Below are 11876 nucleotides of genomic sequence, written 5' to 3'. Positions count from 1 at the left end.
CCCCGCGGGTGCGCCAGCCCCCCTCGGGGACGGGCGGCTGCTCCCGCCGGTTGAGGACGACGGAGGCGCGGGCCGGCCCGGTCGCCGTGGCCAGCCAGGCTCCCCCGGCCTCGCGGTCGTGCAGGCCCTCGACGCGGTCGCCGAGCTCGGGCCACCAGGCGGCAGGAGGATCCCAGGGGCGGTCGGCCGATTCGTCGCGGAGCCCGAGGAACACCACCGGCCACTCGGCCCCGGGGGCGACGGACACGACGACGGTGCACACGGTGCTGCCTCCTCCGCCACGATCCGTCGGGATGCGGCATCGTGGTGGCTGCAACGCTACCCGCCGACGGGCACCAGCTCGGCGGCCGACCGACAGGGGCACCACCGTGACCGACAGCACTGCCGACACCGTCGCGACAGCAGCAGCAGACGACGACGCCGGCGCGGGTGTCCGACGCCTGACCGTCGTCGTCGGCATCTGCGGGGGCATCGCCGCCTACAAGGCCGTGTCCGTGGTGCGCGAGCTCGTCCTCCGGGGCCACGACGTGCACGTCGTCCCCACGGAGGCGGCCCTCCAGTTCGTGGGCGCCCCCACCCTCGAGGCGATCAGCCGCAACCCCGTGCACACCTCGGTCTTCGACGACGTCGCGCAGGTCCGCCACGTCGCCCTTGGCCAGCAGGCCGACCTGATCGTCGTGGCGCCGGCGACCGCGCACACCCTCGCGAAGCTCGCGCACGGGCTGAGCGACGACCTGCTGGGCACGACCGTCCTCGCGAGCACGGCGCCGCTCGTCGTCGCGCCGGCCATGCACACGCAGATGTGGCGGGCGGCCTCGACCGCCGACAACGTGGCGCTGCTCCGTGCTCGGGGCGTCGTCGTGGTCGGTCCCGACGACGGCCCGCTGACCGGCGGCGACAGCGGCCCCGGGCGCCTGAGCGAGCCCGACGTGATCGTCGACGAGGCGCTCGCGGTCGTCGCGGGCCGGGCCGAGGAGGCGCGACGCCGTGACCGGGCCGGTCGCGACCTCGCCGGCCGCGTCGTCGTCGTCACCGCCGGCGGGACTCGCGAGCCCCTCGACCCGGTGCGCTGGCTCGGCAACCGCTCGAGCGGCAAGCAGGGCCTCGCCGTCGCCCGCGAGGCCACGGCCCGTGGCGCCCGTGTGGTCTTCGTCGCGGCCCACGTCGACGACGAGGTCGCGGCTGCGGTCGCGCAGCTGGCGGGCGTCGAGCTGCGGACCGCCGGCACCGCGGCCGAGCTCGACGTCGCCACGACGGCGGCGGCCGAGGAGGCCGACGTCGTCGTGATGGCGGCCGCGGTCGCGGACTGGACGCCCGCCTCCGTCGCCGACGCCAAGCTGAAGAAGGACGACGCGGGCGATCGCCTCACCCTCGACCTGGTGCGGACCGTCGACGTGCTGGCCGGCCTCGTGGCACGGCGCCGGACGGGCCAGGTCGTCGTGGGCTTCGCCGCCGAGACCTCGACCGGACGCGACGACCTGATCGCCCTGGGCCGCCGCAAGCTCGCGCGGAAGCCCGCCGACCTGCTCGTGCTCAACCAGGTCGGCTGGGCCGAGGGCTTCGGCCGGGACGAGTCCGTCGCGGTCCTGCTCGGCCGGGAGGGCGCGGTCGTCGGCGAGTCGAGCGGCACCAAGGCGGACACGGCGCGCGCCCTGCTCGACGCCGTGGTCAGCCTGCTCGGCGCTGCTTGAGCCACAGCACGAGCGTGAAGCTGAAGACGACGAGCACCATCCACGACCCGATCTTGCTGGGGTGCACGATCGACCAGCCGTCGGCCTGCGAGGCGTAGGTCCAGGCGCCCATCAGGGTCGCGGCGTTCTCGGCGATCCAGATGAAGAAGCCGATCAGGGCGAAGGCGACGAGCAGGGGCATCCTCCGGTCTCGGCTCCGCACCCGGAACGTGACCCCCTTGCGTCCCAGCAGCACGACGGCCACGCCGAGCAGCGCCCAGCGCAGGTCGACGAACCGGTGGTTCGTGAAGAAGTTGACGTAGAAGGCGACCGCGAGGGCGAGGGTCGGCAGCATCCGCAGCCGGTCGACCCGCAGGTCGAGACGCCGCCAGGCCTGGCAGACGTAGCTGCCCACCGCCGCGTACATGAAGCCGCTGTAGAGCGGGACGTCGCCGATCCGCAGCACGCCGGGCTCGGGGTACGACCACGACCCGACCGCCACCTTGAACACCTCGAGACCGAGGCCGAGCAGGTGGAACAGGCAGATCACGACGAGCTCGTCACGGGTCTCGAGCCGGGTCGCGACGAAGACGACCTGCACGAGCACGCACCAGACCAGCATCGCGTCGTAGCGCGGCAGCCCGACGTCGACGACGCTCGTCAGGGCGAGGCCCGCGAGCACGGCCACGGCGAACGCGCACGAGAGCGCCTGCTGCACGCCGAACGCGACGAGGTCGCGACCGGCCTCGAGGAGGCGGTCGGCGCCTCCTGCGCGGCTGCCCGCGACGTATCGTGCACCGGTCACGACGACCTCCCCCCGACGCCGTGGGGTCGGCGTCGGCTCGACGCTACGAGCAGCGGACCCGACGGCGCGTCGTCCTCGGGGAGCATCTCGTTCGTCCGTCGTGAGGAGATCGACATGTGTCGTGGGCGGGGGACGTCGACCGCCGACCGGGGGACGTCGACTTGCGCGTTAACCTCCGTGCGACACAATGCCCCCGTGAGCAAGAAGATCGACGCAGCCCTCAAGTCCCTCGTCAAGGCCCTCGAGCACCACGGCGAGGTGATGAGCGACCGTCCCGTCAGCGCCAAGCGCGCCGGGCGGGCCACGGAGAAGGTGCGCCAGGCCGCCTCGGCCTACACGCAGGTCGTCGCCGACAAGACGGGCCAGCCGAACCCCTTCATCGACTTCCTCGACCCGGAGACCGTACAGTCGCTGCGCGGCGAGCGGGACGCCATCGCCACGAAGAAGACGAAGAAGCACGACGACTAGCGGGCTCGCCGCGGCGGCCCGGCCGCCGCGGCCCTGCCCTCGGACGTGCCCGCCTCAGCCGCAGCGTCAGTCGATCGCCGCGACGGCGACCGCCTGTGCCGTGATCGCGAGGCAGACGCCGTCGCCCACGGCGCGACGCCGGTCGGCCCGGTGGTCGAGGGTGATCAGCACGTCGCCCGCCGTCCGCACGACGGTGCGCACGGTGGCCCCGCGGAACGACACCTGCTCGACCGTGCCGGCGAGGCCCCGGTCGGCGAAGACCACGTCCTCCGGCCGGACGTAGGCCCAGACCGGGCCGTCCGCGCAGACGCCGACGGCCGGCACCTCTCCCCCGGGCAGCCGGACCCGCCCCGAGACGACCTCCGAGCGAAGCCGGTTGCTCGTCCCGACGAACTCGGCGACGAACTGCGTCGCCGGCGTCGCGTAGAGCTCCTCGGGCGCGCCGATCTGCTCGATCCCGCCGGCGCGCATGACGGCCACCCGGTCGGCGACCGCCAGAGCCTCCTCCTGGTCGTGGGTGACGAACAGCGTGGTGATCGAGAGCTCACGCTGGATGCGCCGGATCTCGTCGCGGAGCTGGACGCGCACCTTGGCGTCGAGGGCGCTCAGCGGCTCGTCGAGCAGCAGCACGCGCGGCCGGGTGACGAGCGCGCGGGCGAGCGCGACGCGCTGCTGCTGGCCGCCCGACAGCTGGTGCGCGTACCGGGCGCCGAGGGCGCCGAGCCCGACGAGGTCGAGCATCTCGCCGGCGCGCGTCGCCCGCTCAGCCCGGCCCACGCGCCGCATCCGCAGGCCGAACTCGACGTTCTGCTGCACCGTCAGGTGCGGGAACAGCGAGTACGCCTGGAACACCATGCCGACGTCCCGGCGGTGCGTGGGGACGCCGACCACGTCGCGGCCGTCGATCGAGACGGACCCGCTCGTCACGGCCTCCAGGCCGGCCAGGCTGCGGAGCGCCGTGGTCTTGCCGCAGCCCGACGGGCCCAGCAGCGCGACCAGCTCGCCCGCGCCGAGGTCGAGGTCGAACCCGGTGAGCGCGCGGTGTCCCGCGTACTCCTTCACCACGGAGCGGAAGGCGACGGCGGCGCCCACAGGAGCGGTCGACGTCGCGGAGGCGGCGGCGGGCCGCTCGGGCAGGGTGGCGGTCACGAGAGGGCCTTCCGGGAGGTGGAGGAGGGAGCGGCGGGACGCGCCGTGCCGATCGAGCCGACCCGGCCCATCACGACGAGGAGCACGAATGCGAAGGCGAGCGCGAGCAGGGCCACGATCACGGCGGCGAACGGGTCGCTGCGGCTGATCTGCACGAGCGAGGTCTGCAGGGTGACGCGGTTCAGCAGGGAGGAGATCGTGTACTCGCCGAGGACGACGGCGACGGTGATGAAGGCCGCGGCGAGCAGCCCGCGACGGAGGCTCGGCACGACGACCAGCGCGAGGGTCGAGAGCCAGCTCGAGCCGAGCGTCCGAGACGCCTCGGTCAGGGTCCGCAGATCGGTCGCCGAGAGGTCCGACTGCACGGCCCGGTAGGCGTAGGGCAGCACGGTGACCCCGTAGGCGAGGGCGAGGGTCCAGGCCCCCGAGCCGAGGAGGCGGGCCACGACCGAGTACACCGGCGCGAGCCCGACGACGAGCACGATCGCCGGGACCGTGATCGGCACCAGGCAGACGAACTCGAGCACGCGCGACAGCCGCGGGTACCGCAGGTGGACCAGCACCATCGCGGGCACGAGCATCACGAGGACGAGCACGGCGGTCACGACCGCGAGCACGAGGCTGTTCGTCACGCCCTCGACGAGGTTCCGGTAGGCGCGGCCGTTCTCCGGGTCGGCCAGGGCGAGCCAGTGGCCGAGGTCGTGGCCGGTGCCGTCGGCGCTCCGCAGCGAGAACGCGACCATGGCGGCGATCGGCACGGCGAAGACCAGGCCGATGACGACGAGGGCCGCGCGACGGGCGGCGGGCGAGGCGGCGCCGGGGCCGCTGCCGCGGGTCGTGCGGCGGCCGACCGCGCTCATCGCGTCCACCGGTCGGTGCGGCGCTGCAACAGGGAGTAGCCGACCATGAGCACGACCATCACGAGCACCATCCCGAGGGCGAGCACGCCGGCCACGTTCTCGCGGCCGAGCACGGTCTCGCTGACGAGGGCGGCGCGGATCTGCAGCGGCACGATCTGCGAGCCCTGGCTGATCAGGGCCGCGGCGGTCGCGTACGACGAGAACGCGTTGGCGAAGAGGAGGAGCAGGCTGCCGGCGAAGGCGGGCGCCAGCACCGGGACGACGACGCGCAGCAGGTGCTGGCGGGACGTCCCGCCCAGGGTGGCGACCGCCTCCTGCCACTGGGGCTTGAGCCCGGTGACCGCGGGCATGAAGGTGATGACCATCAGCGGCACCTGGAAGTACAGGTAGGGAAGCAGGAGACCGGGTACCTCGTAGATCCACGCCCCGCCCGCGAAGATGTCGACGCCCGCTCGCGTCAGGAGCAGCTGCGTGACGACGCCCTGGATGCCGATCGTCGCGGTGAACGCGAAGGCGAGCATCACGCCGCCGAACTGGGCGAGCACGCTGGCGGCGCCGTCCACGAGGCTGCGGACCAGCCCGTCGGGGCGCAGGGCGGTGAGGCCCCAGCAGACGACGGCGCCGACGACCGCTCCCCCGACGGCCGTCACGCCCGAGACGAGGAACGAGCTGACGAAGGTGCGGAGCACGACGGGGTCGCCGAGCGCCGTCAGGTTCGACAGCGTGGGCCGGCCGTCGCCGTCGACGAGGCCTGTGCCGAGCGCGAGCAGGCACGGCAGCAGGAGGAACGCCAGGACGTACAGCACGAACGGCGTGAGCCCCCACCACGCCGCGGGACGGCGCCGGGCCCTCGTGGGCACGACGCCGTCCGGGGTGACGGAGGCCTGGGGGACGGTCTCCGCCAGGGTGGTCACGATCAGCCGATCGCCGCGGCCCACGACTGCGCGAGCAGGGCCGAGGCGGCCTCGGTCTGCTCGCTCGTCAGCTGCACGGTGTCCTCGGGCTGCTCGCCGACGGCGTCCAGGGCGTCCTGGTCGACGGTGCCGGCCTCGACCATCGCGGCCAGGCGGACGGGGTAGGCGCCGGCGGCGAGGTACAGGTTCTGCGCCGTGTCGCCCATGATGAACTCCTGCCACAGGCGCGCGGCGGCCGGGTGCGGCGCGTCGACGTTGATCGCCTGGTTGTAGTAGCTGGCGAGGGCCGTGCCGGGCAGCACGGCGGTCTTCCAGTCACGGCCGCCCGCGTCGGCCGCGGCGGCGAGGTTGTTGTAGCTCCAGTCGAAGACGACCGGCGTCTCGCCCGAGGCGATCGTCGCCGGGGTCGGGTCGGTCGGCAGGAAGTTGCCGGCGTCGGCCAGCTGACCGAAGAAGTCGATGCCCGGCTGGACGTCGTCGGCGCTGCCGCCGTCCTGCAGGGCGGCCCACTGGACGGCGGCCGCGGCGGCGCCCGCCTGGGTCGGGTCGCCGTTGATCGCGATCTTTCCCTTGTAGTCGTCGCCGAGCAGGTCGTCGAGGCTGGTGGGCTCGGGGACGGCGTCCGCGTCGTAGCCGACCGACATCAGGCCCGTGTAGTCGTAGACCCAGGTGCCGTCGGCGTCCTTGTGGTCGTCGGCGATGTCGTCCCACGTCGTCACCTTGTAGGGCGCGAACTGGTCGGTGTTCGCCAGCGCGACGGCCGAGCCGAGGTCGAAGACGTCGGGGGCGCCGTCCTGCCCCTTCAGGTTCTGCGCGGCGGTGATCTCCTCGGCGCTCGACACGTCGGGGCTGTCCGAGTTGACCGTGATGTCGTACTCGGCCTCGAAGGCGTCGATGATCTTCCCGTAGTTGGCCCAGGTGTCGGGCAGGGCGATGACGTTGAGCTCGCCCTCCGCCTCGGCGGCGGCGACGAGGGCGTCCATGCCGCCCAGGTCGGCGGCGCTGGTCGCGGTGGCGGCGTCGGTGCCGGAGGCGCCTGCCGTGTCGGACGCGTCGGCGGAGGCCGAGCAGCCGGTCAGGCCGAGGGCGAGGGCGCCGAGGGCGGCGGCGGCGGCGAGGTGTCGCTTGTCGATCACGGGTGGGTCCTCCTGGTGCTCGGCCGCCGGTCGCGTTCTGGGGATCAGCTCGCGGAGGGGCGTCGGTCGGCCTGCGTGCACGGTAGGGAAGCCCGGCGTCGGTCCGGGGGGCGCCGGGTGGAGCGCGGGTGAACGGTCGATGGCGCGCGGGCCTGCGGCCGCCGGGCGTCGCCGTCTCGGGTCAGCCCGCCCCGGTCTTGCCTGCCTGGGTCAGCCCCAGCCGCCCAGGTAGGCCGCGAGCGAGGGCTCGCCCTCGACGCGCTCGCACCAGGTCGCCGCGACGCGGCGGGTCTCGAAGAACTCCTCGGTGTCGTGGAGCCGGGCGCGGGCCTCGGCGCGGCTCGAGCGGATGCGCAGGACCGGGGCGCCGCCTCCTTCGTCGGGTGTGCCGTCCGGCCCGTCGCCCGTCGCTTCCTCCGTGACCTCGACGGTGCCGAGGGCCCCGACGCCGACCGAGCTGACCGCCTCGAGCAGGGGGGCAGCGTCGCGGACGCGCGCCGGGGCCGGCAGGTCGACGGTCACCCGCGCCGTGCGCGTCGCCTTGGCGGCCACCTCGTCCGAGGCGCCGACGACCCGCGCGTCGGCGGCGAAGACGGACAGGTGCTCGTCGGGCACCACGACGACGGAGCCGGGCAGCGCGGCCAGGACGGTGTCGACGCAGAGCCAGGCAGTGCCCGCCGATGGCGCCGCGGCGAGCCGCACCAGCACGTCGGGGGTCGCCCCGCGCAGCCCTCGCGGCCGCGAGCCCTCGACGGGGACGAGCCCGCTGAGCACGAGCGTCTCGCCGTTCTTCTGCCGCTGGCGGTCGACCGAGTCGCGGCCGGCCCAGTCCGGGCCGTCGTGCCAGGCGACGGCAGCCGGTTCGTGGGCGAGCAGCGCGCCCCCGCGCCAGGCACGCCAGGCCCACTCCCAGTCCTCTCCGCCGTAGGTCGTGAAGTCCTCGTCGAAGCCGCCGACGGTCTCGAGGAACGAGCGGGAGCACGCGAGCACGGCGCCGATGACGTGCCGGTACGAGCGGTCGTCGGCGTCGAGCAGGTCGCGGCTGGCGCGGTAGGCGTCGTCGAGCCAGCGCGGGGCGGGCAGCTCGTGCCGTGGCCCCTCCTGCTCGACAGGGGCGTCGACGGCGACGCCGCCGAAGTCGGCGTGGCGCCTCGTGCCGACGACGACGGCCTCCGGCGCGAGGGCGGGCAGCCTCGACATGGCCGTCACCCAGCCGGGCTCGGGCGCCGTGTCGGCGTCGAGGAAGCAGAGCACCTCGCCCGTCGACGAGCGCACCCCGAGGTTGCGGGCGGCGGAGAGGCGGAAGCCCTCGTCGGCCTGGACGACCAGCCGAACGCCGGCCGGCACCCGGGGTGCCTCGGGCGAACCGTCGTCGACCACGACGACCTCGAGCAGTTCCGCCGGGTGGTCCTGCCGCGCGAGGGCGGCGAGGGTCCGGTCCAGCTCGGCCTGCTGGCGGTAGTGGGCCACGACCACGGAGACGGTCGGCAGCGGGTCGGGCACGAAGCCGTCGAGCAGGTCCCAGCGGTTGCCCGGGACTCCCCTGCGCTGCCTCGGGGACCGGCCGGGCGCCTCCTCGTCTCGTCGCTCGTCGGTCACGACGTGGCTCCCGTGCGCTCGCGGCCGGCCTGGTCGCGGCCGGGCCGCTCGCGTCCGGCCCACCACGCGAGGTACGCCGCCGCGACGTCGTCGATGTCGGGCGCCGTCCGGGCGTCGGGAGCCAGCCAGGTGGACCCCGGGTCGGCGACGGCCCGCGCGACGGCCTCCGCGAGGGCGTCGGGATCGTCGTCGATCAGGGTGAGGGTGCCGGGCCGGAGCGCCGCCATCTCGCGGGAGTACCGCGTGTCCGGCACGATCGGGCGTCGCCCGGCGCCGATCCAGGTCGCGATCGACCCCGACGCCGAGACGTGCCGGTGCACGGCGACCGGCACGGAGGCGCGGCGGCAGCGGTCGAGGAGCACCGCGTCGTCGAGGTACCCGGTCACGTCGAGGACGACCCCGAGGGAGGCGGCGTCCGACACGAGCTGGTCGGTCTCGGCCTCGTGCCCCGCGCTGGCACGGCCGAGCGCGGTGACGCGCAGCGACCCGGCCGCGTCGTCCCCGCGGGCCCGCAGCCTGGCGACGGCGTCGACGAGTTCCGCATGGCCCTTGCCGGGGTAGACGAAGCCGATGACGGCGGCGGTGCCGTCGGCCGCGGGCCGTCCGGTCAGCAGCGGGGCGAGGTCCACGGGGAGCGGGACGACGCCGGGTCGCACCCCGTCGGTCGTGAACTCGGCGAGCAACAGCGCCTCGTGCTCGCTGTTGACGACCGTGCCCGCCGCGGCCTCGACCACGCGCCGGTAGCAGTCGCCACGCCGGACGAGGTTCCGCTCGCCGTCGGACGGCTGCGGCAGGTCGTGCAGGGTGACCGTCAGGGCGACACGGCCGGCGAGGTCGACGAGGCGGTCCGCGGCGTCCTCGGGCGACGTCGCCCACAGCCGGTCGGTGAAGTGCACGTGGGCCGAGGCGGGCGGCCTGGGCCCGGTCAGGTCGGACGGGGAGACCGCGAGGTCCCGACCCGTGCGGCGGGCGACCGCGTCGGCGACGCGCCGGGCGAGGACCGTCACGCCGTGCTGCGGGTCGTCGGTCACGACGAGGGCAGGTGCCTCCGGGTGCGACGCGGTGCGGCCGTCGGCGCTCACGCGAGCCCCAGCAGCGCCAGGGAGTCGGCGTGGCGGGCGAGGCCGGCGTCGACGACCTGCGGCTCGCGCTCGTACCACCGGAGATGCGCCTCCCGGACCTCCTCGCGGGGTACCCGGGTGCCCTCGACGATCCAGTGGTCGGTGGCCTCGTCGTCGAGCCCGAAGGCGTCGACGACCGCCTGCAGCCGCGGCGCGTGGACGCTGTCGAGCAGCTGCCGTCCCGGGTCGACGACGTGCTCGGGCAGCCCCAGGCGATCGCGGACGCGGGACGCGAGCGCCGTCCACACGGGGTTGCCCGGGTGGTTGAGGGTGCGCATCTGCGCGAACGACGGGTCGTCGAACAGGTCGGACGCGACCACCGCGTCGTGCGCCTCCTCGCGCTTCCGCAGCTCGTGCAGCGAGAGCGCGGCGACCGACCGGACCGACTCGGCGTCCAGCCGTGGGACCGGGGGCGTCGTGCCGTCACGCCGGGCGGCCGCCTCGGCCAGCACGACGAGGTCGTGGTAGTCGACCAGCGGCGGCACCAGCGACGGGTCGTTCGGCGGCCGGACGATCGCCGACGTCGGGTAGAGGCCCGCGAAGCGGACGACGGGCACGGCGACGACGCGTGCCCCGGCGCCGAGACGGCCGGTCAGCTGCCGCGTGCCGAGCGGGAGGTCGTGGTAGTCGTCGCGCACCGGCTGGGAGACCAGCACGGAGGCACGGGCCAGCCAGCGGTCCAGGTGCGGCAGGTCTGCGGTGACGAGCTCGTGAACAGCAGGTGTCCGGACGGTGCGGAGGCCGCCCCCGTCGAGCGCGACCCGGAGCGACTCGGCCTGGCAGTTGCCGATCACGACGGCCACGGGACCGTCGCCCTCGGGCTCGCCGAGACCGTAGAAATGCCCGTAGTGCCGGGTGCGGCCGTCGACGGCCGGGGTGTGCTGGGTCATGGTGCCTCTCCGTGGCGTCCCGCAGGTGGCAGACGCGACGACCCCATCGTGCTGGATGGCGCCCCGTGAGGGCCACTCTGCGTCACCGGGCACAGAGGCCCTTCTCCGGCTATGGTGCAGGAAGGCCGCTCCCATCGGCCCCCTCCCTCGACGCGAACCGGGCCCCCGGTCTCCCCAGGGTCCCCGAGTCGCCCCGGCTCACCTCCCGACGGTCTGCCCGACCGTCGCGCCCCGACTGAGCCGAGGAGGCCCGATGATCGACACCCCGCCGCCCGCCCGCGACGCCCTGCGCGTCGCGTCCGTGCCCGCCGGCCACCCCTACGTCCGCCACCTCGAGCCGGCCGACGACTCCGCCGTCGCCCGGGTCGTGGTCCGTCTCGCCGACCCGCTACCCGACCCCGCCGAGCCCGCCCGCTGGTGGCCGCCCGTCGTGCTCGACGCCGGCTGGATCGCCGAGCACGCCGCCCAGGTCGACGTGCTGCACGTGCACTTCGGCACCGAGTCGTACGACCTCGAGCACCTCCGCCGCGTCGTCGACGCCGCCCGTGCCGCACGGCTGCCGATCGTCCACACCGTGCACGACCTCGTGAACCCACAGCTGGCGGACCAGGCGCCGCACCTCGCCCACCTGGGCCTGCTGGTCGCCGAGTCCGACGAGCTGCTCACGCTGACGGCGGGGGCCGCGGACGAGGTCGAGCGCACCTTCGGGCGCCGGCCCGTCGTCGTGCCGCACCCGCACCTCCTCCCCCTCGACTCGGTCGCGCCGACCGGCACCTCGCACGACGAGGTCGTCGTCGGCGTCAGCCTGCGCGACCTGCGTCCCAACGTCGACGGACCGGGCTCCGTCGTGACCCTGATCGCGGCCGCCGGGCTCCTGGCCGAGGCCGGTCGGCCCGTCGTCGTGCGGGTCGACGTCAACGAGCGCGTCCGCGACGCCGCGGCGCTCGCCGAGGTGCAGGCCCTCGTCGCGGACGCCCCCGGCCACCTCGACGTGTCGCTGGTCGTCCACCCGCGGCTGGACGACGACGAGCTCGCGGAGGCGCTGGCCGACCTCGACGTCGTCGTGCTGCCGTACTCGCACGGGACCCACTCCGGCTGGGTCGAGCTCAGCTGGGACCTCGGCGTCCCCGTCGCGGCGCCGCGGGTCGGCCACGTCGCCGACCAGCACCCCGCCGCCGTGGACACCGCGTCCTTCGACGCCGGCGACGCCGGTCAGCTGGCGGCCGCCGTCTCCTCGCTCGTGCGGGCGCGCGGAGACGCACCC

Annotated in this window: 12 protein-coding genes; 3 read left to right on the top strand and 9 right to left on the bottom strand. The window is 74.9% G+C overall.

The window, feature by feature from the left end; genetic code table 11:
• A partial coding sequence (locus RWM17_RS07645; protein WP_314102458.1) for an NRDE family protein occupies positions 1–262 on the bottom strand: 262 nt, incomplete at its 3' end.
• Between the two features lie 178 nt (positions 263–440).
• On the opposite strand from RWM17_RS07645, the gene coaBC reads away from it, so the two are divergent.
• The gene (coaBC, locus tag RWM17_RS07640) at positions 441–1691 is read left to right on the top strand and encodes a bifunctional phosphopantothenoylcysteine decarboxylase/phosphopantothenate--cysteine ligase CoaBC (RefSeq protein ID WP_314102464.1); all 1251 of its coding nucleotides are present in this window, start codon (positions 441–443) and stop codon (positions 1689–1691) included.
• On the opposite strand, the gene RWM17_RS07635 is transcribed toward coaBC, so the two are convergent.
• Entirely contained in the window at positions 1669–2475 is an 807-nt protein-coding gene (locus tag RWM17_RS07635; protein WP_314102456.1) for a DUF817 domain-containing protein, read from the bottom strand. The two genes, coaBC and RWM17_RS07635, sit on opposite strands and share 23 nt — an antisense overlap.
• A 195-nt stretch (positions 2476–2670) precedes the next feature.
• On the opposite strand from RWM17_RS07635, the gene RWM17_RS07630 reads away from it, so the two are divergent.
• Complete coding sequence (locus tag RWM17_RS07630; RefSeq protein ID WP_314102454.1) at positions 2671–2943, top strand: hypothetical protein; 273 nt, start codon at positions 2671–2673, stop codon at positions 2941–2943.
• 66 nt (positions 2944–3009) lie between these two features.
• Here RWM17_RS07630 and RWM17_RS07625 read toward each other — a convergent pair whose 3' ends face one another.
• The 7 genes from RWM17_RS07625 to RWM17_RS07595 all read right to left on the bottom strand — a co-directional run bounded on the left by RWM17_RS07625 (position 3010) and on the right by RWM17_RS07595 (position 10612).
• Positions 3010–4092, bottom strand: a complete 1083-nt coding sequence (locus RWM17_RS07625; RefSeq protein ID WP_399540268.1) for an ABC transporter ATP-binding protein — start codon at positions 4090–4092, stop codon at positions 3010–3012.
• The gene (locus RWM17_RS07620) at positions 4089–4952 is read right to left on the bottom strand and encodes an ABC transporter permease subunit (protein ID WP_314102452.1); all 864 of its coding nucleotides are present in this window, start codon (positions 4950–4952) and stop codon (positions 4089–4091) included. Before RWM17_RS07620 ends, RWM17_RS07625 begins: the two co-directional genes overlap by 4 nt.
• Positions 4949–5857, bottom strand: coding sequence for an ABC transporter permease (locus tag RWM17_RS07615; RefSeq protein WP_314102460.1), 909 nt, complete (start codon positions 5855–5857; stop codon positions 4949–4951). Before RWM17_RS07615 ends, RWM17_RS07620 begins: the two co-directional genes overlap by 4 nt.
• A gap of 11 nt (positions 5858–5868) precedes the next feature.
• Positions 5869–7002 carry an ABC transporter substrate-binding protein gene (locus RWM17_RS07610; protein WP_314102450.1) on the bottom strand — a complete coding sequence of 378 codons (1134 nt, stop codon included), beginning with the start codon at positions 7000–7002 and terminating at the stop codon, positions 5869–5871.
• A 210-nt stretch (positions 7003–7212) separates the two neighbouring features.
• The gene (locus RWM17_RS07605) at positions 7213–8601 is read right to left on the bottom strand and encodes a glycosyltransferase (protein ID WP_314102447.1); all 1389 of its coding nucleotides are present in this window, start codon (positions 8599–8601) and stop codon (positions 7213–7215) included.
• The gene (locus RWM17_RS07600; RefSeq protein WP_314102445.1) at positions 8598–9683 is read right to left on the bottom strand and encodes a hypothetical protein; all 1086 of its coding nucleotides are present in this window, start codon (positions 9681–9683) and stop codon (positions 8598–8600) included. Before RWM17_RS07600 ends, RWM17_RS07605 begins: the two co-directional genes overlap by 4 nt.
• Complete coding sequence (locus RWM17_RS07595) at positions 9680–10612, bottom strand: WcbI family polysaccharide biosynthesis putative acetyltransferase (protein ID WP_314102443.1); 933 nt, start codon at positions 10610–10612, stop codon at positions 9680–9682. Before RWM17_RS07595 ends, RWM17_RS07600 begins: the two co-directional genes overlap by 4 nt.
• A 253-nt stretch (positions 10613–10865) precedes the next feature.
• Between RWM17_RS07595 and RWM17_RS07590 the strand changes: the two genes are divergently transcribed.
• Positions 10866–11876 (top strand): hypothetical protein (locus RWM17_RS07590; RefSeq protein WP_314102441.1); only part of this gene is annotated, 1011 nt, incomplete at its 3' end.

This window comes from uncultured Frigoribacterium sp. (assembly GCF_963515265.1).
Lineage (GTDB): Bacteria > Actinomycetota > Actinomycetes > Actinomycetales > Microbacteriaceae > Frigoribacterium.
The sequence above is the reverse complement of the archived record's forward strand: the minus strand, read 5'-3'. Positions and strand labels throughout refer to the sequence as shown.

Bases quoted from the DNA above. Each gene is read 5' to 3' on its own strand.
- RWM17_RS07620 (WP_314102452.1), bottom strand. From the start codon at position 4,952: ATGAGCGCGGTCGGCCGCCGCACGACCCGCGGCAGCGGCCCCGGCGCC.
- RWM17_RS07595 (WP_314102443.1), bottom strand. From the start codon at position 10,612: ATGACCCAGCACACCCCGGCCGTCGACGGCCGCACCCGGCACTACGGG.